The sequence below is a fragment of the Roseivivax sp. CAU 1761 genome, from assembly GCF_054482755.1.
The window spans coordinates 1-20,899 of record NZ_JBTLRM010000047.1; the positions used below are offsets into that span (position 1 = coordinate 1).

General features: G+C 61.8%; 22 protein-coding genes. 17 read left to right on the top strand and 5 right to left on the bottom strand.

Features of this window, described 5'->3' with window-relative positions; translation table 11 throughout:
- The first annotated feature begins 352 nt into the window (after positions 1-352).
- The gene (locus tag ACXYMW_RS18625; protein WP_459036835.1) at positions 353-1,087 is read left to right on the top strand and encodes a hypothetical protein; all 735 of its coding nucleotides are present in this window, start codon (positions 353-355) and stop codon (positions 1,085-1,087) included.
- A gap of 3 nt (positions 1,088-1,090) precedes the next feature.
- On the opposite strand, the gene ACXYMW_RS18630 is transcribed toward ACXYMW_RS18625, so the two are convergent.
- Positions 1,091-1,579 carry a GNAT family N-acetyltransferase gene (locus ACXYMW_RS18630; RefSeq protein WP_459036836.1) on the bottom strand — a complete coding sequence of 163 codons (489 nt, stop codon included), beginning with the start codon at positions 1,577-1,579 and terminating at the stop codon, positions 1,091-1,093.
- Between the two features lie 134 nt (positions 1,580-1,713).
- Between ACXYMW_RS18630 and ACXYMW_RS18635 the strand changes: the two genes are divergently transcribed.
- The 3 genes from ACXYMW_RS18635 to ACXYMW_RS18645 are packed head-to-tail and all read left to right on the top strand — an operon-like array spanning position 1,714 to position 7,158.
- Positions 1,714-3,105 (top strand): Wadjet anti-phage system protein JetA family protein, encoded by a 1,392-nt coding sequence (locus ACXYMW_RS18635; RefSeq protein WP_459036837.1) that lies wholly within the window; start codon positions 1,714-1,716, stop codon positions 3,103-3,105.
- A complete protein-coding gene (locus ACXYMW_RS18640) occupies positions 3,105-3,752 on the top strand; it encodes a DUF4194 domain-containing protein (RefSeq protein ID WP_459036838.1) in 648 nt (215 codons plus the stop codon). The genes ACXYMW_RS18635 and ACXYMW_RS18640 overlap by 1 nt, the downstream gene beginning before the upstream one ends.
- A gap of 1 nt (position 3,753) precedes the next feature.
- Positions 3,754-7,158, top strand: a complete 3,405-nt coding sequence (locus ACXYMW_RS18645) for an SbcC/MukB-like Walker B domain-containing protein (protein WP_459036839.1) — start codon at positions 3,754-3,756, stop codon at positions 7,156-7,158.
- A 219-nt stretch (positions 7,159-7,377) separates the two neighbouring features.
- On the opposite strand, the gene ACXYMW_RS18650 is transcribed toward ACXYMW_RS18645, so the two are convergent.
- Together ACXYMW_RS18650 and ACXYMW_RS18655 are read right to left on the bottom strand one after the other, a co-directional pair.
- Positions 7,378-7,926, bottom strand: a complete 549-nt coding sequence (locus ACXYMW_RS18650; RefSeq protein WP_459036840.1) for a GNAT family N-acetyltransferase — start codon at positions 7,924-7,926, stop codon at positions 7,378-7,380.
- Entirely contained in the window at positions 7,916-8,230 is a 315-nt protein-coding gene (locus ACXYMW_RS18655) for a type II toxin-antitoxin system TacA family antitoxin (protein WP_459036841.1), read from the bottom strand. Before ACXYMW_RS18655 ends, ACXYMW_RS18650 begins: the two co-directional genes overlap by 11 nt.
- Positions 8,231-8,584: 354 nt before the next feature.
- Between ACXYMW_RS18655 and ACXYMW_RS18660 the strand changes: the two genes are divergently transcribed.
- Positions 8,585-9,034: a c-type cytochrome gene (locus ACXYMW_RS18660; RefSeq protein WP_459036842.1), complete on the top strand. Its 450-nt coding sequence runs from the start codon at positions 8,585-8,587 to the stop codon at positions 9,032-9,034.
- Between the two features lie 66 nt (positions 9,035-9,100).
- Here ACXYMW_RS18660 and ACXYMW_RS18665 read toward each other — a convergent pair whose 3' ends face one another.
- Entirely contained in the window at positions 9,101-10,267 is a 1,167-nt protein-coding gene (locus ACXYMW_RS18665; RefSeq protein WP_459036843.1) for a cytochrome c3 family protein, read from the bottom strand.
- A 100-nt stretch (positions 10,268-10,367) separates the two neighbouring features.
- Between ACXYMW_RS18665 and ACXYMW_RS18670 the strand changes: the two genes are divergently transcribed.
- From ACXYMW_RS18670 to ACXYMW_RS18725, 12 genes are all read left to right on the top strand, one after another.
- Positions 10,368-11,681, top strand: a complete 1,314-nt coding sequence (locus ACXYMW_RS18670; protein ID WP_459036844.1) for a Na(+)-translocating NADH-quinone reductase subunit A — start codon at positions 10,368-10,370, stop codon at positions 11,679-11,681.
- Positions 11,678-12,460, top strand: coding sequence for an RnfABCDGE type electron transport complex subunit D (locus ACXYMW_RS18675; protein WP_459036845.1), 783 nt, complete (start codon positions 11,678-11,680; stop codon positions 12,458-12,460). The genes ACXYMW_RS18670 and ACXYMW_RS18675 overlap by 4 nt, the downstream gene beginning before the upstream one ends.
- On the top strand, positions 12,447-13,238 hold the full coding sequence (locus ACXYMW_RS18680; RefSeq protein ID WP_459036846.1) for an FMN-binding protein: 792 nt from the start codon (positions 12,447-12,449) through the stop codon (positions 13,236-13,238). Before ACXYMW_RS18675 ends, ACXYMW_RS18680 begins: the two co-directional genes overlap by 14 nt.
- Positions 13,239-13,240: 2 nt before the next feature.
- Positions 13,241-13,903 carry an NADH:ubiquinone reductase (Na(+)-transporting) subunit D gene (locus ACXYMW_RS18685; protein ID WP_459036847.1) on the top strand — a complete coding sequence of 221 codons (663 nt, stop codon included), beginning with the start codon at positions 13,241-13,243 and terminating at the stop codon, positions 13,901-13,903.
- Positions 13,900-14,511 (top strand): NADH:ubiquinone reductase (Na(+)-transporting) subunit E, encoded by a 612-nt coding sequence (gene nqrE, locus ACXYMW_RS18690; RefSeq protein ID WP_459036848.1) that lies wholly within the window; start codon positions 13,900-13,902, stop codon positions 14,509-14,511. Before ACXYMW_RS18685 ends, nqrE begins: the two co-directional genes overlap by 4 nt.
- Positions 14,511-15,728, top strand: coding sequence for an NADH:ubiquinone reductase (Na(+)-transporting) subunit F (gene nqrF, locus ACXYMW_RS18695; RefSeq protein ID WP_459036849.1), 1,218 nt, complete (start codon positions 14,511-14,513; stop codon positions 15,726-15,728). The genes nqrE and nqrF overlap by 1 nt, the downstream gene beginning before the upstream one ends.
- Positions 15,685-16,704 carry an FAD:protein FMN transferase gene (locus ACXYMW_RS18700; protein WP_459036850.1) on the top strand — a complete coding sequence of 340 codons (1,020 nt, stop codon included), beginning with the start codon at positions 15,685-15,687 and terminating at the stop codon, positions 16,702-16,704. Before nqrF ends, ACXYMW_RS18700 begins: the two co-directional genes overlap by 44 nt.
- A gap of 210 nt (positions 16,705-16,914) precedes the next feature.
- Positions 16,915-17,277, top strand: coding sequence for a CBS domain-containing protein (locus tag ACXYMW_RS18705; RefSeq protein ID WP_459036856.1), 363 nt, complete (start codon positions 16,915-16,917; stop codon positions 17,275-17,277).
- 169 nt (positions 17,278-17,446) lie between these two features.
- Positions 17,447-18,040: a hypothetical protein gene (locus tag ACXYMW_RS18710; protein ID WP_459036851.1), complete on the top strand. Its 594-nt coding sequence runs from the start codon at positions 17,447-17,449 to the stop codon at positions 18,038-18,040.
- A gap of 8 nt (positions 18,041-18,048) precedes the next feature.
- Positions 18,049-18,615 carry a helix-turn-helix transcriptional regulator gene (locus tag ACXYMW_RS18715; protein WP_459036852.1) on the top strand — a complete coding sequence of 189 codons (567 nt, stop codon included), beginning with the start codon at positions 18,049-18,051 and terminating at the stop codon, positions 18,613-18,615.
- A 327-nt stretch (positions 18,616-18,942) separates the two neighbouring features.
- Positions 18,943-19,773, top strand: coding sequence for a universal stress protein (locus ACXYMW_RS18720; protein WP_459036853.1), 831 nt, complete (start codon positions 18,943-18,945; stop codon positions 19,771-19,773).
- Between the two features lie 66 nt (positions 19,774-19,839).
- Entirely contained in the window at positions 19,840-20,688 is an 849-nt protein-coding gene (locus tag ACXYMW_RS18725; RefSeq protein ID WP_459036854.1) for a universal stress protein, read from the top strand.
- Here the strand turns inward: ACXYMW_RS18725 and ACXYMW_RS18730 are convergent.
- Positions 20,689-20,899 (bottom strand): helix-turn-helix domain-containing protein (locus ACXYMW_RS18730; protein ID WP_459036855.1); only part of this gene is annotated, 211 nt, incomplete at its 5' end.

Consider the following 20,899-nt stretch of genomic DNA (forward strand, 5'->3'; position numbering starts at 1 on the left):
CTTCCTGTTCCCGCAGGATCGCGATGATCTGCTCTTCGCTGAACTTCGATCTCTTCATCTTCCGGTCCTCTCGTTTGGGCCGGACTCTATCATCAGATGGAGGGAAAACCGGGGGTCACAGCAACGCCGGCCATCCGGGCAAACTTCCTTCCCGGCTGGCGCGCGGATTGAAATAGAGATGCACCATCATCTCAGGCTTTTCATTCTTGGTCATCTGCAGGTCTCCCGTTTGAGTTCTCCTGCAGGTAAGCCCGCCCCTTGTAAGTGAGGAAGAACGCTTCCGCCGCCACTTTAAATGGAAGGAAAGCCCGCTCCTCTACGCTGACCGGCGAACCGGAAATCGAGGACTTTCATGGAACGCCACATCATCACCGCCGGCTACGGCCGGGCCGGCACAACGCTCTTCTACAACATGCTACGCCACACCCTGAAAGGTGGGTTCAACCTGCCGGAGCGTGAGGTCTCGGCGAAGGAGCTGATCAAGTCCCCCGGGAATTTCTGCACCAAGAGGCCGTTCGACATCTTCGAGATCCCGAACATTCTGAAAATGAATGCCGGCCGCAAGCGTGTCGACCTGATCGTCTCACTCCGCGACCCGCGCGACATCCTGGTGAGCTTCCACAAGAGCGTTCCGGACGACTACTTCGTCTCCGCGGACTTCTGCTACTTCGCACCGAAGGGTCAGAAGCCGACGAAAGAAGCCCCCGGCATTCTGCAGACACAGCATGCCATCGCACAGATCGCAACGTCAGGGATCTTCCCTCAGGGTGTCTTCATTCTGAAATACGAGGACCTGATTGCTAACCCGGAAACCGTGAAGCACAAGCTCGCTGAGGGTCTGGAGCTGGAGTTCGACGGCAACTTCTCCGACTTCCACAAGCAGGCAATCCCGGAGGACCTGCAGCGCGCGCTGAACGGCGTCCGGCCGGTCGAGAAGGCGGCTACCCCGAAATGGCAGAAGCCAGAGCACCGGGACCGCATCATCGATCAGTTCACCCGCTTCCCGGAACTGCACGACATCCTCGTGGCGCTGGCCTACGAGGACGATGCATCCTGGTTCGAAGAGTTCAAGGCAGCGTCAACCTGAAGCTCACGGCCCGGCCGGCGCGGCGACATCTTCGTCGATCTCGTCGGTCGGGATGACCAGGTCAGGCGGAATGCGCGTGAGGACGCCCGGGTGGTCGCGCTGCGCTTCCCGGATCATGTTTGGCAGGTAAGCTTCCCCGTCGTCTGACAGGCGGCTCAACTCCAGCGTCTTCCCCTGATCGGCCGCGTACTCGACGGCTTGCCTGAACAGCTTTCGCGCCAGGCCATGGTTCCGGTACTCTGGCGCCACGCTGACATATTGCAACCAGAGCTCGCCAGCAGCGTAGGGGTGCTGCTGCACGGCTGCGATGGCCATGACCCGCTCGTCCCCCGGGGTCACGGCTACGAAGTGCAGGTGGTACTGCATCTCGGACGAGTGGTAGTAGTGGATGCGCCCCTCGAGGTCGCCGTTCGGCTCCTTCCACGCGTAGCGCGTGCCGAACTCGGTCCCGTAGAGCGCTTCGAAGCGTAGGTCGTCCGTATCTAGGGTCATCGAAATCTCCTGCCTCAGAGCATAGTGCACCCTGTAGCGCGAAGCACCACCAGGAAGGCGGTCAGTGCCGCGGCACATGTCGGCGATTTACAACATATGGTGTCCGTCGTACCTTTAGCTCCAATGAGAAACACATGAGCAGTGGCATCGAGCACATATTTGGCGATCTGCACCCGGACGCGTTCAAGCTGTTCGCGGGCGGCTCCCGGCATTTCTACGCCCGGCTTCTGGAGCACCTTTCCGAGGAACTCTTTGAATCCGCGGGGTTGAGCCCGCGCGGCCAGGTCATCGACGCGATCAAGGAGTTCTGCCGCCGGCACACGGACCTCGACCCGGACGCGAAGACCGATCTCGGCGTGCGTGCGAATGCCGCCTATGCCCGCCTCCTGGAAACCGGGTGGCTCCTTGAGCAGCGAACGGGCTTCCAGCGCTTCACCGATATCGACCCCACGGCTCGGCTGCTTCTCGATTTTCTGCTCGATGTGAAGCTCGGGCGCCTCCGCTCCTACGGAGGCGAGGTGATCAACGTGTTGGCGCTGATCGAGAGCGTCGAACGCGATCCCCAGGCCCGCTCGGAAGCCCTCCGGGCGGCCGCCAAGTCGTCGCGCGGATTTCTCAACCACCTCCGGGGCCTGAGCGCTGGTATGCGGAAGGCCGAGGAGCTCATCGCAACCAGGGCATCCTTCGCCGACCTCTTCGAGAGCTTCTTCACGGACTACGTCCAGAAGCACCTGATCGCCGACTACAAGCTCCTGCACACGCGGGCGAACCCGTTTCGTTTCAGGGTCCGTATCCTGGGGATCGCGCAACGCATCCTCGAAGACGATTTCAGGATCTCCGAGATCGCGGAGGCCTACGCCCGCGAGGGCAAGGCAGCGGATGCCGTCAGCGCACGGCGGCTGGTGATCGAGGACCTGCGAACGGTGATCCAGGTCTTCAGCGGGATCGACGCCTACCTCGAGGTGATCGAGGATACGAACCGCAGGGTCGAGACCCGCATCCGGAACACGATCCGGTTCCTCGACACGATGCGGGAAACGAGCACAGACCTTCTGGAGAAGGCGATCCGCAAGGCAGCTGCCGCTTCCGACGATGTTGCCATGCCGCTCGATGAGACCTCGGGGACCGGGCTCCCGGAAGGGCACACGCACCTCTTCGCCGCGAATGCCAAGCGCCCGGAGATCGCGCCCACACCCATCCAGCGGCCAAGGAAGTCGCCGGGACAACGGGCCCGCGAAGCCGCGATCCTTGCCTACCAGGAGCGCAGCCGCGTGCAGCCAGACCGCATCGATGCCTACCTGCGAGAGCATGTCGAGGAGCGGGCCGGGGTCGAGGGGCGGGACCTTCCGATTGCCTCGCTGGATGACTTCTTCGTCTTCGAGCGGCTCCGGTCGCTGCAATTTCTCGGCGGTCGGCTCGCAGAGCGCTGGGAGGTCCTCGACTGCCCGGGCACCGTCGAGAACGACTGGATCACCTGCCGAAACTTCATGATCCGCCCCAAGGGCCAGGCAAGGAGGGCTCACTGATGGAGCTCCGCGAGTTCGCAACCATCCTCGACAAGGCCAGCGACCCGGAAGCCCTCGAGGAGGCGGTCCGCATCGCGATCCAGGCGTTGCTGTTCCACCAGGTCGTCTACGACGACACGCACTCGGTCCCCGCCGCCGCAGTACAGGCCATCAAGGACCATCGCGGCTTCTTCGAGCGATACTTCTCGGTCGCCGGGTACGACCTTGAAATGGATTCCAGAACCCAGATGATCGCCCTCAAGCCGAAGGACCTCGGTAAGCCGCCATACGCGGCGCGGCAGATGCGGCTGAAGAAGGACGAGACCCTGGTCCGGATCGTTCTGCGATACCTGTTCGAACGGGGCTTCATGGACGGGAAGATGGACGGCAGCGGCCGCGTCGAGACGGACACGGTGGAGATCGCGGAGGTCTACCAGCGGATCGCGCAATCCGCGCCCCCGGGCGAGAACCACCTGGTCGACACGCTGCTCCGCGACCTCGGCCGAAAGGGCATCGTGCGGATCGGCGAAAAGGACCGGGACACGCGAGTGACCCGGATGACGATCCTGCCGGGCATTCGAGTGCTGGTCTCGGACGCCTATGTCGAGCGGCTGACCGCCTGGCTCGAAGCAAACGACGACACCCCGTTCCTCGAGAAGGTCATCTGAGATGTTCGAGCTGAAGCGGATCTCGCTCCACAACTGGTACCTCGTCGATGCGCTGGACATCCCGATCAGGGAGCACGCCGCGCTGATCGGGCAAACCGGCGCCGGCAAAAGCTCGGTTCTCGATGCGATCCAGACGGTGATCTCGGGCAACAACCGGAATGTCCTCGAATTGAACGCCGCGGCGGGCGCCCAGCGAGGGCGGAGCGTTCGGGACTACGCCTTGGGGTGCGTCAGCGACGTGAACGAAGGCAAGCCGCGCCGGGACCGCTGCGAGACGACCTTGGCATTGACGTTCCATGACCGAGAACTCAATTGTCACATTGTGTTGGGCCTTCTTCTTAAGGCAGAACAGGACCTCTCCGAGCAGACCCGCAGGTTCATCGTCGACGGCTGCGATTTCCGGATCGAGGATTTCGTCGAGAAAGGCGCGGTGGTCCCCCACGAGGAGATGATCGAGCGCATCCGGAAGGCCCACGGCGAGAAGTCCGTGAGCTTCCACCAGAACAGCACCCGGTTCGTGAACGCGTATCTCGGGATGATGCGTCCCTCCGCGCCGCCGGACGCGAAGCGGTTTCTGCGGTCCTTTGCAAACGCCCTCCAGGCGCGGGAGATGTCGGATCCAACGGACTTCGTTCGCCGCTTCGTGCTCGAACCGATGCCCCTCGACGTGGCGGGTGTCCGGTCCTCGATTGCCGTCTGGCGCGAGATGTCGGCGGAAGTCGAGCGGATCGAGGGCATGAGCTCCGACCTTTCGACAGTGACCTCCCGGTATGCGAGAGGATTTCAAATCAAGGCGCTGGAAGGCGAACTTGATGTCGCATCCTTCGCTCTGGATGAAGCAGAGGCAGAGGTCGAGTTGCAGAAGCTGCGCTCGGAGCTTTCCGCCAAGCAGGCCGAGGTGAAGGCCATTTCCTCTGAACTCGAGGACCGCCGGTTCGAGGAAGCCGATCTAGCCGGCGAGCGTGATGGCCTGGCCCAGCGCCTGCGAGATACCGACGGCTCGGCCGAGTTGGCCAGCCTTGATGCCGAACGACGGATGCTCGAGGAGCGAAAGGCCTCCCTGCGCCATCGCATCGAAACGGGACTTCAGCCATTCTCCGAGGTGCGTCACCTCAAGACAATTCCGACAGCACGCCAGATCGCCGAGGCTGGCCAGAAACTGACCGCGCTGGTCGCCGGGAAGTCCCCCGAAGAATGGCTGTCGCGCGCCGAAGAGATTTCAGAGTTTTCCAGTTCGGTCAGGTCGCAGGCAGGCGTAGTTGATGCAATTTCAGAGGACATCGAAGCCAAGCGTGAGGCGGCCCACCGTATCCGCGCACATCTGCGGGACCATGACGTCGAGGAGGAAGACGCGCGGCCGGCCGAAGTTCTGAGCCGCCATGTGCGGGCATTTATGAGTGACCTCGAAGCCTCGGGCATTGGCGCTCGCTGTCTGCCAGACCTCGTGACCGTGACAGACGAGTCCTGGGCGTTTGCCCTGGAAGCCATTCTCGGGGCCAACCGCGAGGCCGTGATCGTCGACGAGGCCCAAATCGAGGATGCTTTTGATCTCCTCTACAGGAACCGCAACGCCTATGACGGGGTCCGGCTTATCGACCAGCGGCACCTCAAATCCCGCCGCGGCGGACTTCCCGAGAACTCACTCGCGGAGGTGGTCACTTCCGACGACCCGGTCATCCGGGACTTTCTGAATTTCAGCGTCGGCCGATACAGCCGGGCGGAAAGCGAGGCCGAACTCCGGGCTTCCTCGAGCGGCATCATGCGCAACGGCAAGACGGGGTCGGGCGCCACGCTCCGCGTCTTCCGGGACCGCCGGCCGATCCTCGGGAAGACGGCACAGAAGGCCGCGCAGGGCGAACTGGCCTTGGAGATCGCGGAGCTCCGCGATGAGCTGGAGAACCTGCAAACCGCGATCCGGGACCTCGAGGCCGCGCAACACCGGCTGCGCAGCGTGATGGCAACCGACCCGGAAGACATTCTGAAATCCCTGGCCGGGCTCCGGGAGGTCATGGCCGAGCTGCGATCCCTGGGACAGCGGCGCCAGGCGTTCTCGGCTCCCGAGACCACCGGCCTCGACGAGCGGATTGCCGAGATCGGGCACCGGATAAAAACTCTGAAATCTGCATTGGCCGACCTTGAACGCCGGGAACGGGCCCTCGAGGTCGAGTGCGGGATCTTGAAATCGAAGCTCGAGGAGGGCCAGGATCGCGCCCTGGAGTTTTCCAACCGTCGCGCGGCCTTGGAACAGGAAGCGCGGGACAGGGTGCCGGAAGCCGTGGCGGCCCTCGTCGGCGATACCGGCTACGACGTGCCTGTCACCGCCGAGGAGATCGCCGAGATTGGCAGGATGGCTGCCTCCGAGGCCGAGGGAAAGATTGCCGTCTACCGCGAGCGGATCGCAGACCTCCGCGCCGAGATCACCCGTGACGGCTCGGCCAGCCAGTTCCTGACCCGCGGAAACAACGGACTGATGTCCTACGCCCAAAAATGGGGCGTGGAGGACGCTCCGCTCGGCGAGGACAGCCAGGATGCGGACCGCTTCCTGTGGGCGCGGACCCAGTTCGACCGGCTGCAGAACCATGAGCTTCTGCGGTACCGCGACCGGCTGGAGAAGGCGCGCGCGGAGATGGAGACCAGCCTGACGGAAGGCCTGATCGGCCGGATCGGCGAGCAGTTCTCGCTGATGGAAGAGCAGCTCGACAGCCTGAACCGTCGGCTCGGGAAATACGCGTTCGTGGGGCAGACGTACCAGTTCAGGAGCACCGTCTCCGCGCAGTTCCTGCCCATCTACCGGTTGGTGACCACCGACGTTCCCGCGGATGGCTCGGTTCTCGACGTCGCGGATGACGAAAGCCTGGCGGCACTGGACGCCTTGCTCGAGGGCGACGGGGACGACGTCCGCCGGTACGAGGACTACCGCAACTACTTCAACTTCGAGCTCTTCATCGAGCATCCCGACCCGGATGATGCTGGTCGCATCGTCAGCACGCCGTTCTCCTCCGTCATGGGCAAGCTGTCCGGCGGCCAGCGCCAGGCGCCGTACTACGTCGCCATCGCTGCTTCCCTGGTGAGCGCCTACTACCCGAAAGCCACGGCCGGGGACTTCGAGGGCATGGGCCTTATGGTCTTCGACGAAGCGTTCAACAAGCTCGACATCCCGAACACCCAGCGGCTGATGGACCTCTTCCGGTCGCTTGGCCTGCAGGTCATCGTCGCGGCGCCCGAGGAGAAGCGATCCTCCCTGATTGAGTGCGTCGACAGCGTGATCTCCGTCAGCCGCATCCCGGGGTCGTCGGACGTGTTCATCGACAGCGTGTCCATCGGCAAGAAGGCCCGCGAACGCATGTATGCGGAGAACCCGGTGCACCGGCCGGTGGAGGCTTTCGAGGCGGTGGCCGGCGAGTGACTTCGAGCTGTTTCACATCAGCCGTTGACAACCTGCGCGCCGGGAACCTCGCCTTCGCTCAGTCGTCGTCGAGCGACGCGTCCAGATCAGCGTCGACTAAATCAAGGTTCAGCAGGTGTAGGGTGACGGTTCAGTGTCCAAGGACACCGCCCTCCTCGGGCACCGGACCGGACGTTTGCATGCAGCGCGGCGATAGTCAGCTTTCCGCCCAATCAGCAATCATACCGACAACGCCCGAACTGTCTGGATCGGCATGAACAGGCGCAAAGGCTGATCTGGCAATGGTATGAAACCGAAGGACTCGTAATAAGTTTTTCGGCGCGCCACGATTTCGGGGTTTCCACAGTCAAAGACATCGAGAAGGACAGCATAGGTCCAGATTTCTTCTGAGACGCGCCCAATTCGGCTGAGCGCATCAGCAAGCAATGCGCTACCCAAGCCCTTCCCCTGCATCGTTTGATCGACGCCTACCATCGAAATGAATGCAGCTGGCAGCACGCCATGCCTTGGCGCCTTCTTGGCCAGCTCATCAGGCATGTCTTCCGCAACAACCGCATGCATGTTGATACCGTAGAATCCAAGGGTTCTACGGTCATCGTCGAGCACGACCCAGATTCGGACGACATCAGTCTTCGACCCCTTCTTGGCCGTCAGCTTCAGGTAATTGTCGATCTGAGGCACACCACAGGAAAAAGCCGCTCGATCCTGGCTCTTGGCATCGAACGGCTCGATTGTGGACTTGGTGTCGACGGCGACGTCAGTCGGCATTCGCGATCAGCGTCTCGCGCAATGCAAAAGCCTGCTTCAGCCGATTATTCGGCTTCGGAGGGTTCTCGAGCGCGCCAAAGAACGCAGCACGATCCGCCTCGCTCTCCAACGCCGTCAACTTGTGAGCTTCAATCGTCGTCTGCGCGGCCTTGTACGCGGCGCTCACAACAAAGGAACTCACCTCGACACCGCTCAAGGCTGCTGCGCGACTGATCGCGTCCTTCACCGAAGGCTGCGTACGCGCTTCCAGCCGAGCGCTCTTGGGCTCGTCAACGGTGATAGTGCTATCCTCAAACGCCAACATGGTTGCTCCTGCGTATGACGTTGCTCATTTGCCATCGAGTTGCGAGAGAGCTTTCCAAGCATGTACGGCATATCAACGTACACGTCAAGTGTACGGCTAATCACCGTACACCCACCTCAAACAAATTTGTATGTCCTCTAGCAGGCCGCTGAAACAGTCCCGCCTCGAAAGAGGTATGAGAACATGATTCACCGTCGGCACGATGCGCACCGGTGCGTGCGCCTGAGCGAACCTTTGCCGGGTGCCGAACTCGGTCGCTGGCAAGTCAACATGTTGATTTGGATCAATGCGAACCCGCGCGGCTGAGAGAATATTTCTCCAGACGTGCAGAACTAAACCGTCCTGCAGTTTGACATGCCGCAGCAACCACCGGCCATCGTGCCGCGCAAACCGAGGGATAAGAAAATGCGCAGTCTAGTGCTTGCGATCATGCTGGCAGGACCGGCCATCGCAGACGAGGGTGATGCCACTCGTGGCTCCATCCTTTACGAAGTCTTTTGCTCTACATGCCATGGTGCATCAGGACGGGGAGACGGAGACCTCGCCCGTTTCCTGCTGTCGGACCCTACTGATTTGACCACCCTCACCACGGAGAATGGTGAAGAGTATCCGGCAGTACTTGTTTATCGGCAAATCGATGGGCGATACCCGCTACAGGGCTACAGTGGAGAGATGCCTGTTTTTGGGCCTCTGCTGAACTCAGGAAAAGTATCCATCTACACTCCGTCCGGTGACCCCTTGGTGACGGGAACGTCTATTGACGACCTCGTTGCTTATTTGCGAAGCATCCAAACCAAGCAGTGAACGACGCGTAGGTAGCTGGGCTTACAAAGCCTAGTTCGATAATCGAGCTGTGCATGTCGTGCCATGTCACCGTAGTATTGGGGTGAGTTCAGCCGGCGTCCCCAGCGGTTCAGCCAAGTCAAATATTGTGTCGTAGAGAAGTTCGAGGGCGTAGGGTGGGTTGTGTGCGTAGTTCCCTGAGTCTGCAGTCACAAACTTCCAATTGAATGCGGCGCGCAAACTTCGAGGGGTCCAATTTGCGTATGGCACCGGCCCGTCGTTAGTCATGTCGGGGCGACCATCCAGATTTGCGTCCTCGAAGAAGTATGGGTATCGGCTACCGTCGTAAACAACTGGCGCCTGCGCCACTTTAATCATGTATTCCTCGATCAAGCGCATAAGGGTCTCGGCATTCGCGTTGATGTCAGCGCGGATGCCTTGTGTGGTGTTTCCACGTCCATCGTAGCTTTGGCGCGCAACACGAATTTTGATAAAATCATTATTGTCGTGGCACGTTCTGCAAACGTCGATTTCCACCTCAAGAGTATGGGGATCGTGGCAAGAATTACATGTTTCTATGGGGCGGGCATGAAAAAATTGCCCCGAGTACTGCCGGTCCGAATACTCGTATCCGGATTTGCCGTAGCCTCCCAGAGAGGTGGCTGCTGCAACAGCATAATGCGGGTTGATAAAGCGCAGTTCAGGTGAAGTCTCGTCGAGCGGCATCCCAGCGATGGCTCGCTCGACATCAGCGCCTGAGGTTCGTCCCTGATGACAGGTCAAGCACGACGCTTCCGCACCTTGTACAGGATGAACAACACCACTTGGTAGCGTGACCTCACGGACGGCGCTAAGCCCTGGGTCATGGCAAGTACCACAGTCCACCACGCCGCCCGGAGTAATGGGGTTGTCGATCACACCGGCGTTCGTTCCATCCAGACCGTGAAAGTCTCTGAATCCTTCCCCAGAATGGCAGTGCGCACAGGCGGCGGGTATCTCGGGTTGATCGTCCCAGTGCCGGAATGCGCGGGAGGCCGCGTCGGCGTGAGATGACCGAAACCAATCAGAAATTGCCTTTTCGTTGGTGATCTCGACCTCTGCGGGTTCGAAAGGTCCTATTCGGGGCCAGGTGTAGGTGGCCGCATCCTTTTCCAGGGCGGGCATCGGGGTTTGGCGCGCCTCTTGGGCTGTGCCAACCGACGCGGCGGCGAACGCCAACAGAGCAGCTGAGCGGAAACCGCGCGAAATCGTCATAAACCGTCTCCCGAGCAGTGGCGAACAAAGATCCCAATCATGCGAAATTTGGGGAAACCTGCCTTGATGTAGATCAAGGTGCCGGAGGGCCCATCGCCTTATGGTTTTCTTCACGAACGCCTGTTTCGCGTTCACAGGCAGCGGGGAAGACGGCATGAGCTTTCAGAAGGCCCCATTGCAACCAGAGCAAATGGCTTCAGCGGATGGCTTGGTGCCGACGGCATACATCACTGACGAGGCTGCCCTCCGCGCCCCCGGAAATGAGGCAACGCCGGTTCGAGTGCATGTCAGCGAGGGCGATCAGGTCACCCGTGGCGCCACGCTGGCCGCGCATAAGAAATTCCCGAACGTAAGTTTCGTTTCTCCCGTGGCCGGAACCGTCGCACGGGTTTCGCTTCGGCCCGGGGGAAAGCTGTCCGAGATCATTCTCTTCCGCGCGCAGGAGGACGCTGCCACCCACCACGATACGTCCGGCGCCAGGACGATTTCGGGACTCCGCGACCTGTTACAGACGGCCGGCTTCTGGCCGCGGATTCAAAGGCGTCCGTTCGGCGGGATGCCCTGCGACAGCGAAACGGCGGCCACAATTTTCGTGATGGCCGTGTCCCCGTCGCCCGAAGCCGCGGACCTCTCTGAGGCAATGGAAGATCGCTGCGATGACTTTCAGCGGGGGATCGTCGCCTTGGGCAGGCTGACGGCCGGGAGAGTAGTCATCTGCGTGCCCTCCCGGTGCCCTTATGAATGGCTCCGCGTTGGCCGGGCTCATGCGGATTACCTCACGCGAAAAGCCGGCCGGCCCCATGCCGCTCCTGGTATTTGCGTGCACCAAGTTCGGCCGGCGGGCCTAGACTTTCCGGTTTGGGAAGTGTTTGCGGAAGATGTCGCGGACATCGGATGCCTGTTGGCAACTGGCGTTCTCCCGATGCAGAGGTGGGTCCGCATCTCGGGCGAGCGTGCGAGCACTTCTTGTACCATTCGCACGCATCTCGGGGCTGATCTCCGGGAATTGACCCGCCGCGTGGCGGCGCCCGGTCCCCATGCCCTGCTCTCAGGTCCGAAGATCGGCGGCTACCCTGCGCGTTGGCTGGATTGGCACCACAGGGAGATCACCGTCCTGCCGATCAGGCAGCCAGTGAGAAAACCCCACTGGCTGGAAACGGCCCTGAATGGAAGCACCACCGAGCCGGTCATACCTTCCGCCGCGCTCAACCGCGCTCTCGGAGGCATACTCCCAGCAACGATGCTGATCCGGGCAATCGAAGCCGGCGACCACGAGGCCGTCATTCGTCTCGGCGGACTTAGTCTCCTGCCCGACGACCTCGCCATGGCCGATTACGCGGTGGGGGCAAGCGGGGCGCTCCGGCGTCGATTTCGGGAGGTGCTTTGCGGCATCGCGGAGGAGTATTCGCCATGATCAGGGGCATCTGGACCCGGGAAACCGTGGCGTTGATGCTCTTGGCGGCGCACCTTCCCGTCGCAGCGGCCTGGGCATGGTTTGGAGGACTCGATGCCATCACGCGCCTGGGGTTCGCGTTCACATGTGTAGCCTTCTGGCACCTCGTTTTCCTTTTTGAGCGGGCCCTGCGTCCATCCGGGGCCGGGATAACCACAGCCATGGCCATTACAATACTGATGCCCCCGGAGGCAGGCATCTTTGCACTGGCCCTGAGCATTACGTTCGGCGTGGTGCTGGCTGAGCTTGTTTTTGGGGGTTGGGGCAGGAATGTAGTTCACCCTGCGACCGCCGCCCTGGCTTTTCTCGGGTTTGGTTTCCCGACTTACGAATGGCCGACCTTCGATCTTCCGGTGGCATGGGCCACGGTGCCCGCGGCCCTGATCGGAATGGCGACCGGCGTGATGCCGGCCGGCATCATCGTCTTCGCGAGTGCGGTGGGATTGGCAGCCTACCTGAACGGGTTCCTGGAGACGCAGCAAATCGTAGCTGCCGTCATCGTTCTCGTGATCCTGGTAGCCGACCCGGTTGCGAGCGCCAGCACGGGGCCAGGCCGTTGGGTGAACGGAGCCGTGTATGCATCTCTCGTTGCTCTCTTTTCCGGGTACTGGCCCGACGCAGCGCCGGTGCAGGCGGCCGTGGCCGCGGCCTTGCTGGCATCCCTGACTGCCCCCGCGGCCGATGAATTTTCCGTCGCGATCTGGCTGCGTCTGCGCAGGAGGCAGCATGGCCGCACATGAATGGAATCCGCTGCATAGATTGCTCGCACTTCCGAACGAAAGCCGCGGGAAAGCGCTCGCAGTGACGTTCCTTGTGTCCGTGGTCGCGGCCGCCATCGTAAGTGCTACCACGGTTCTGATGCGTCCAATTCAGGCGGCAAATCGCGCCGCGGAACGGGCCGCCAGCATTCAACTCCTGCTAAGCGAACTCCCCGGGGCGGGAGGCCAGGTACCCGAGGGGGATCGCTCCATGAGCACGGTGGTGATCGACCTCGAAAACGGGAGAGCTGCAAAGGACGTGTCTCCCGCGACGCTGCAGGCCGCACTCGACGCCCCCCTGAATTGGACGGCACTTTCGGAGGCCGATGATATCGCGGGCCTCGGCAAACGACCAAACTTCGTTCAGGTCATGCTTCTTCGCGACAGCAGGGGCATCGCGCTTTTTCTTCTTCCCATCAGCGGGCAAGGATACGGCGGCCGCATCCACGCGATCCTTGCGGTGACACGGAACCTCTCTATCGCGGGGCTCACGGTTACGGAGCATTCGGAGACACCGGGCCTCGGTGGCCGGATATCGGAACGAGGGTGGCAAGAGGGCTTCGCTGGGGTCGCGCCATTCGATGCGAACGGAAGGCTGGCTTTCCTGGTGGCCCGGGGGCCGGCTTCAGGTTCCCACGAGGTCGACGGTATCACCGGGGCGACCCGAACCGGCCGCGGGGTGACACAGATGGTGCGCTTCTGGTTGGGTCCATCCGGGTATGGCCCCTTCCTCGCAGCATTCCAGCGGGGGGAGTTCTAGGCATGAATTCCGCCTCTCTCTGGCAATCTGTCCGGGACCCCCTGGTTCGAAAGAATCCTGTCACCCTCCAAATCCTGGGAATCTGTTCGGCACTCGCCGTTACCACCAGTCTCGTCACCGCTCTTACAATGTCGGCGGCACTGACCACCGTCCTCGTGCTCTCGGCAGCGCTGGTAAGCCTCGTTCGGCACCATCTGCCAGATACTGTCCGGCTCATCGTCCAGATCGTGATCGTAGCTTCGCTTGTGATCGTGATTGACCAGGTTCTGCAGGCATTCCTCCCGAGGGTCAGTCGGTCTCTCTCGGTCTATGTCTCGCTGATAACCACGAACTGCCTCGTTCTCGGTCGAACGGAAGGGTATGCGCGCTATCACCCCCCGCTGCCAGCCATGGCGGACGCCCTGGGAAACGGCCTTGGATATTCCTTGGTGTTGATCGTGATCGGCGGCCTGCGAGAACTCTTCGGGCGTGGCCAACTCTTCGAGTTCCAGGTTCTCCCACTTGCCGAGAATGGCGGATGGTTCACCCCCTTGCCTCTGATGCTCTTGGCTCCGTCCGCGTTCTTCATGCTTGGGCTACTGGTCTGGTGCCTTCGCAGCATGATGCCGGAACAGGTCGAAGCCCCTTTGACGACCGCCCCCGTCACGGGAGGGGCTGAACGATGAGCGATCTTGCCATGCTGTTCCTGGAAGCAGCCTTCGCAGACAATATGCCGCTGACGCTTTTCTTGGGGTTATGCACTTTCCTGGCGCTATCGAAAACTCCGGAAGTAGCGTATGGCTTGGGAGTCGCCGTTGCAGCGGTTCTTACATTCACAGTTCCTCTGAATTTCCTCGTCTTCAATCATCTCCTGGCCCCGGGCGCGTGGGCATGGGCCGGCCTTCCCGACATCGATCTGTCCTACCTTTCGCTTATCGCCTTCATCGGTGTAATCGCGGCTTCGGTCCAGGTTGTGGAGATGGTACTCGACCGTTTCCTTCCGGGAATTTACACCTCGTTCGGGATATTCCTGCCTCTCCTCACTGTTCAGTGCGCCATACTGGCGGGCAGCCTCTTCATGATCGAGCGCAACTACACGTTGGCCGAGGCAACGGTGTTTGGAATGGGCAGTGGCACCGGGTTCGCTGTGGCGGTCTCGATGCTCGCGGCAATTCGCGCTCGCCTGGTATACGCGGACCTTCCGGCCGGGCTACGTGGGCTGGGCATGGCATTCATACTGACGGGGCTCATGTCTCTCGGCTTCGCCGCCTTCACGCAGATGGCAGCGGGTTGATGACCGAGGTCGTCCTGGGCAGCGTAGTACTCGTATCGCTCCTCTCGGGAATGGCGGCACTTCTGGCGGCCCTGCGGCAGCGTCTGATGCCGAGGGTAGACATCGACGTCGTCGTCAACGGGTCCATCCATTTGACTGCCAGCCGCGGGGACGCGCTGCTCGGGATTCTCCACCGCGGCGGGATAATGATCCCGGCGGCGTGTGGTGGCAAAGGTACCTGTGGGCTGTGCCGGGTGGAAGCCAGAGGCGAGGGTGCGGGTACCCCCGTGGGACCGGAGCGCACGCTGCTTTCTGCGGCGGAGCGGCGATCCAATATACGCCTCGCCTGCCAAACCCACTTGAGGGGGGAGTGCCAGGTCATCGTCCCGCAGGGAGCGGTCGCGGCGCAAGGCGGCCTGAATGGCCTTGTCGTGTCAACGCGCATGATCGCGCCGCTGATCCGCGAAGTAGTGGTGAAACTTCCTGACACCCTCGACTATCGGCCCGGGGACTTCATGCAGATCACTGCACCCCCGTTTCAGCTTCAATTCGAAGAGCTCGACGTAGCCGAACCGTTTCGGGAGGAATGGGAAATTGCCCAGTGGCTGAACCTGCGAGCACGCTCAGCGACGCCGGTGACCCGCGCTTATTCGCTGGCCAATCGCCCTGAAGACCGGGGATGCGCAGTCTTCAACATACGACTGGCGGTACCTCCGGCAGGACATGAAAAAGTCCTGCCACCCGGAATGGTTTCCTCCTGGCTCTTTTCGCTCCGCCCCGGGGATGCGATCTCTCTGTCGGGCCCCTTCGGCGAATTTCGTGTCCAGGATTCCCAGCGCGAGATGATCTTCGTCGGAGGAGGCGTAGGTATGGCTCCGCTGCGATCCATGATCCACCATGAGATGTCCTCGGCCAGCGGTCGCCGCGTGCGTTTCTTCTACGGAGCGCGCTCCGGAGCGAACCTCTTCTATACCGAAGAATTCGAGAAACTGGCGACCGACAACCCACGATTTACCTGGACGCCCGCGCTGTCCGATCCGGAGCCCGGAGACCGATGGACCGGTAGATGCGGGTTTATTCATGAAATACTCGCGGACGAACTCGAAGCGCATTCGGCTCCGGAGGAATGTGAATTCTACCTGTGCGGACCGCCGATGATGATTTCGGCTGTCCTCTCCACGCTGCATGGGCTGGGTGCGGATTCTGGCCTCATCTTCTTTGACGACTTTGGAGGGTGAAATGAACCCGTCTTCATTGCTTTGTTCCCGACGACATTTCCTGGCCATGGCGGCCGCGGGGCTGGCTGCTCCAACACAGCTCCACGCCTCCCAAGTCGCTCAAGTGTCAGGCAGTGCCTTCTCGACGCACTGGCAACTGAAAGCCGCCGCCAGCGAGGAATCCCTCACGAAAGTGCAGGAAATGGTTGAGCAGCTGTTTGACCGAATCGACAGCGTTTTTTCGCCGTGGCGCTCTGACAGTGCGATCAGCCTGTTCAATTCCTCGTCGTTCGGGAGGCGCGTCTCGGAGCCCAGCTTGGCTTATGTGACAAGATCCGCGCTCCGGCTTTCCGAGCTCAGCGGAGGGTCCTTCGATCCAACCGTGGGGCCTCTAGTCGCCCAGTGGGGGTTCGGCCCGATCACCGGCGGCGGTGCTCCTGATTGGAGAGGGATGGTAACCACCGAGAATGCCATCACCAAAGCTCGAAGCGACCTAACCCTCGATCTCTGTGGCATCGCAAAGGGCTTCGCTCTCGACCGGGCAGCACTAGTCGCCCGCCGGGAAGGCCTTCACGATTTCCTCTTCGAGCTGGGCGGCGAGTTCGTGGCGGCTGGACGCCATCCAAGCGGACGGGGATGGCGAGTATCCGTGGAGCCGGTAGGCGTCGGATCTCCGGTCGTCGTCGAGTTACCTTCGGGCATCGCCGTGGCGACATCGGGTGTGAATGCTCAGAGTTACGAGCTCGGCGGCCGTTTCTACACTCATATCGTCGATCCTTCGTCTCGCTCGCCCGTCGGAGCCGACCTTCGTTCAGTGACCGTGCTTGCACAAAATGCCATGACCGCCGACGGATGGGCGACCGCTCTACTTGCGGCCGGCCGCGAACGAGGGCCGCGCATTGCCCGGGCAAACCGGATCCCCGCGCTGTTCGCACTGGGCCCTGCCACGGTTTCCGGGACGATCCGGACCGGGGGGTTCGCAAACTTCACGCTTTAGAGGAGCGGCCTCGAATGGAAGTGCTCATTGGCATCGGTATCGCAGCTCTGTCTGTGGCAGGGATGAGCATCGGCATCTTGTGCGGGCGCGGCCCCCTTCGTGCAGGATGCGACGCGGCCCGGAGGCTTAGTCGACTGTGCGAAGACTGCCCCTTCCGGCATTCGGCAAGACCGAGGCAGGACGATGAGTGAATACCACGTTTTGGAAATCATGAGGACTGGGGGGCCGTGCCTTACGCCCGAGACGCCGATGCGCCGGGCGGTTGCGTTGATCGTCCACGGGAAGGTTCCCGTGGCCCCGGTCTTACTGGACGGCGTTCTTTGTGGAATATTGAGCGAGAAAGACTGCTTCCTACCCGCCCTCCACGCGAGCTACCACCGTGAGTGGAGCGGTCGCGTAAAGGACCATATGAGCGGAGAAGTAGTCACCGTGGAGGCCGATACCGAGGTTATACGTGCTGCGGAGATGTTCATGGCGCACCCCCATCGAGTGTTCCCGGTTCTGGATGGACGGCGATGCGCGGGCCTGCTCCACCGGTCCGACGTCTTGGCGCTGCTGATGCGGCTGGGGTGAGCGCCCCGGAGGATGGGAACTCTGAGAGAACACGCGGATTCTGGCTCATACCCAGGGTGGAAAGCCTGCGATTTGCACCCCGATGACGATTGGAGGTAGAAAAATCCCGTCGCAGTACTGAACCGACCGATACGGATTAGCCGCGGTCGGACAGTCCAGGGAGACATGCATGAATACGAAATCGAACCTCGCATTCGGGCGCAGCCTCGTTCTCGGCGCGTCGGTGCTGCTGGCCAGCGCAGGCGTGGCATACGGGGCGGACCAGAATACGGGGCCGGTCCAGGTGGTGAAAGCGCAGCTGGCACTGGAAGTACAAGGCGAGGCGGATGCCCAGGACCTAGTCAACCAGGCGGCCGCCGAACTCGCACGCCAGGGTTACCGAGTTCTCGAGGCCAAGCGCACACTGCTCGGGCGGCTTAAGTTGACCGCCGAGAGTGCGACGGCGCGGCGCGAGGTTGTCATTTCCAGCTCCACCGGCGCGGTCATGCGCGATGCAATCGTGAAGGTGTTTGCCGACGGCGACGGGGGTGCCAATGCGAAGGCTTCCGCGGGCGCAAATTCGCAGACCAGCGTCCAGGCGGGGGCGTCGGGTTCCGGCGCGGCATCCTCGCTGGGCAACGTGGCATCATCCCTGGGCGGGGGCGTCAGCATCGGTGCTGAGGGAAGGGCATCTTCCTCGGGCAGCGCTGATGCCGCGGGCCAGAGCGGCGGCAGCGCAGGCGCCAGCGCCGGCGGCTCCGTTGGCGGTGGCCTCGGGCTGTGAGGCTACGGATGGCAACCTGGTGGCGGGGTCTTTCCCGCCGCCGGGGCAATCGGCGGACCGGGGTTGCAATTCTCTGGGCGGCGCTCGCTCTCCAGGCGTTCTCGGCGCTGACGTTCCTCGCAGTCTTCTGGTCAGAAGTACTTGGAATCCGCTCCTACGAAATCGACTGGGTCTACGTGGAACTGGCGCAAATCCTGGCATCGGCCGGATTGCTGGCGGGTACCGCCACCTCGGCGCTGTACCTGCGACGCAGCGTGGCCGACATCGGAACGCTGGAGCGCCAGGTCGACATCGCGTCAGGAAACTTCAGCACCCATATCCGCAAGGTATTTGACGAGTGGGGCCTGTCGCCCGCCGAATGGGAGGTCGCGCTCTACGCCGTCAAGGGGCTGTCGAACGCCGAGATTGCCGACTTGCGCAACACCTCGGTTCCAACGGTGAAGTCGCAGATGACCTCCATCTACAGGAAGTCTGGTCTCACAACACGGCAGCAACTGGCTACCCATCTGATCGAAGACATCCTGGCCGGGGTAGCTCCCGCGGCAAGCTCTGTGGACGACGTTCGCGCGGCGTAATTACCACGTTGTTCGCGCCCAATTAGGCACCCGCCTTTGCTTTGGTTCAGCAATGCAGAAATGCTGCGCAGGGGCAGCGGGAAGGCTCTGGAAGTCGGTGACATCGTGCCACACTGTTTCCCAAGGTTCTTCAGGTTGGGCGTAGCAGTCTGCTCCCAAGAAACTCCCAGAGCGCATCACTAGCGGCGCATTCCTGTGCAACTACGTACCTCCAACGCAATGTCAGGAAAAGACGCCGCGTTCGCGGCGTTCCCTTGATCCTCATCAAAGTCGAGCGGCCGCCTTTGCCCGTAATCTGCTTCTGCTCGTTCGGGTGGGAGGGATTAGATGTTTCGTGGAACGCTTACTGTGCTCCTGACTGATGTTGAAATCGACGGCCACGCCTTGCGCCTGGCGCGGGAGGTAGTTCGTGAGGAAGGCGGTCATCTCGACGTCTGCTGCCTGGGCATCGAGGCCCGGGAGCCAAGCTACGCGAACGGTGACGCGGTACTTGTTGCACATCCGGATGCTCGGTCAGCCTATCGCGGCGCATTTGAGCTGGCCGAGAAATTGCGCAGCCGGCTTCCAACAGAACGGCCCCACCTTACAATCAAGAGCGTCCGAGTCCCTCCCGGGGAGTTGGAAAACGAAGTGACGAGGCTCACGCGGTTTGCCGACTGCGTTGTCAGCCCGGCCCCCTTTGACCGCAGGAGACGGGAACGAGTTATCCCGCTTGCAGTCATAGATGCAGCACTCAACGTAAGCAGGTTGCCGGTCCTGGTATCGCCGGACGGAGCGAACGGCTTCGCGGGCTTCGAGCAGATCACGATTGCCTGGGACGGCAGCACTGCCGCCATGGCCGCAGTTCGCGCGGCGCTGCCATTCTTGTGGGGAACCGTCCGGGCCGAAGTCCTGATCGTTGGCAATCCGGTCGAAAGGGCGGATGGCAGCGACTTGATCCGATACCTCGGGCGCCATGGTGTGTCCGCGTTCCTCACCGTACTACCCTCCGGGGACAAACCTGTCTCGGAAATCATCAAGCACCATGCCGCCCGGAACGGATGCCGGCTCCTGGTGATGGGCGCCTATGGCCATTCGAAACTCCTGGAAGCAGTGTTTGGGGGGACGACGCGGGATCTCTTGCACTCGGTTCCCGCCCCGCTTCTCCTCGCTCATTGACTTGCATCAATGCGAGGAGGCAGCGCGCAAAGGTATCCTGATCGCGAATTTTCGGAGGAGACGATCATGGATCATGGAACCGTCGCCGTCCTCATAGGGGACACTGAAACAGACGCCGCCGCGCTGCGAACCGCCGTCAACATGACCGAAGCCGAAAGCTCGCACCTGGATGTGTACTGCCTTGCAGTGGAAGCCACGCCTGCCGATGGCTTCTTGGCGGGAACAGCAGTGCTCGTAGCACTTCCTGACCGCAGGGAAGCCGAGCGGCACGCCGAACATCTCCACGACGAGGTCAAGGCGGCTTTGCCGACTTGGCGTGATGACGTTCAGTTCCACACGGTAACCACTCCGGCAGCTCAATTGCAGCTGAGGATCGGACAATTAATCCGGCTGGCCGACAAGATCGTGGTGGCGGCGCCGTACGACGCAGATGGCGTGGAGCGTAGGCTCCAGATGGCTGCCCTGGATGCGGCGCTTTACGAGGCAAACATCCCGGTGATTGTCGTTCCCGACAAGGGAGCGGAAATTCCTCTGCAAATGGAGAAGATTGCCATTGCCTGGGACGGCAGTCGGGCAGCCACGGCGGCGGTTCGCGCTGCAATTCCGATGCTTCGCCGCGCAAAACATGCCGAGATCATCGTGGTGGGGCCTGAGGTGATGTCCGAAGGCGAAGCGGGGCCCGGCCGGGACCTTGCCCTGTTCCTGGCTAGACACGGTATAAGTACCTCAATCTCCATTCTCCCGCTCGACCGGTCCAGCGTTGCCGAGGTCATCATGCGCCAAGTAATGGAGACTGGAGCGCAGAGCCTCGTAATGGGAGGATACGGACGATCCCAGATGGTCGAGGCCATTTTCGGGGGCACTACCCGTGACATGCTGAATGTCGTGGCGGTGCCGTTGATCCTCTCTAGGTGATCAGGCCTCGGCGAGCTCGCCGAGCTTGTCCCGATCCTGGATTGAGATGCGATGAGCCCTGTCCAACTTGATTGCGCCGGTCTTGGCAAGCGCGCCGATCTGCCGGCTCACGGTTTCCAGCGTCAGGCCGAGATGGTCGCCAATGGCCTGACGCGTCAGGGGGAGTTCCAGACGCTGTAATGCACCTGGCGACGGAGGCTGGTCGGCCAGA

Excerpts from the sequence above, each read along its gene's own strand:
- ACXYMW_RS18655 (WP_459036841.1), bottom strand. The coding sequence starts at position 8,230 with ATGTTGGCGTTTGAGGATAGCACTATCACCGTTGACGAGCCCAAGAGC.
- ACXYMW_RS18630 (WP_459036836.1), bottom strand. The coding sequence starts at position 1,579 with ATGACCCTAGATACGGACGACCTACGCTTCGAAGCGCTCTACGGGACC.
- ACXYMW_RS18665 (WP_459036843.1), bottom strand. The coding sequence starts at position 10,267 with ATGACGATTTCGCGCGGTTTCCGCTCAGCTGCTCTGTTGGCGTTCGCC.
- ACXYMW_RS18705 (WP_459036856.1), top strand. The coding sequence starts at position 16,915 with ATGAGGACTGGGGGGCCGTGCCTTACGCCCGAGACGCCGATGCGCCGG.
- ACXYMW_RS18715 (WP_459036852.1), top strand. The coding sequence starts at position 18,049 with ATGGCAACCTGGTGGCGGGGTCTTTCCCGCCGCCGGGGCAATCGGCGG.
- ACXYMW_RS18685 (WP_459036847.1), top strand. The coding sequence starts at position 13,241 with ATGAATTCCGCCTCTCTCTGGCAATCTGTCCGGGACCCCCTGGTTCGA.
- ACXYMW_RS18635 (WP_459036837.1), top strand. The coding sequence starts at position 1,714 with ATGAGCAGTGGCATCGAGCACATATTTGGCGATCTGCACCCGGACGCG.
- ACXYMW_RS18650 (WP_459036840.1), bottom strand. The coding sequence starts at position 7,926 with ATGCCGACTGACGTCGCCGTCGACACCAAGTCCACAATCGAGCCGTTC.
- ACXYMW_RS18640 (WP_459036838.1), top strand. The coding sequence starts at position 3,105 with ATGGAGCTCCGCGAGTTCGCAACCATCCTCGACAAGGCCAGCGACCCG.
- ACXYMW_RS18680 (WP_459036846.1), top strand. The coding sequence starts at position 12,447 with ATGGCCGCACATGAATGGAATCCGCTGCATAGATTGCTCGCACTTCCG.
- ACXYMW_RS18710 (WP_459036851.1), top strand. The coding sequence starts at position 17,447 with ATGAATACGAAATCGAACCTCGCATTCGGGCGCAGCCTCGTTCTCGGC.
- ACXYMW_RS18670 (WP_459036844.1), top strand. The coding sequence starts at position 10,368 with ATGGTTTTCTTCACGAACGCCTGTTTCGCGTTCACAGGCAGCGGGGAA.
- ACXYMW_RS18660 (WP_459036842.1), top strand. The coding sequence starts at position 8,585 with ATGCCGCAGCAACCACCGGCCATCGTGCCGCGCAAACCGAGGGATAAG.
- ACXYMW_RS18645 (WP_459036839.1), top strand. The coding sequence starts at position 3,754 with ATGTTCGAGCTGAAGCGGATCTCGCTCCACAACTGGTACCTCGTCGAT.
- ACXYMW_RS18625 (WP_459036835.1), top strand. The coding sequence starts at position 353 with ATGGAACGCCACATCATCACCGCCGGCTACGGCCGGGCCGGCACAACG.
- nqrF (WP_459036849.1), top strand. The coding sequence starts at position 14,511 with ATGACCGAGGTCGTCCTGGGCAGCGTAGTACTCGTATCGCTCCTCTCG.
- nqrE (WP_459036848.1), top strand. The coding sequence starts at position 13,900 with ATGAGCGATCTTGCCATGCTGTTCCTGGAAGCAGCCTTCGCAGACAAT.
- ACXYMW_RS18720 (WP_459036853.1), top strand. The coding sequence starts at position 18,943 with ATGTTTCGTGGAACGCTTACTGTGCTCCTGACTGATGTTGAAATCGAC.
- ACXYMW_RS18675 (WP_459036845.1), top strand. The coding sequence starts at position 11,678 with ATGATCAGGGGCATCTGGACCCGGGAAACCGTGGCGTTGATGCTCTTG.
- ACXYMW_RS18725 (WP_459036854.1), top strand. The coding sequence starts at position 19,840 with ATGGATCATGGAACCGTCGCCGTCCTCATAGGGGACACTGAAACAGAC.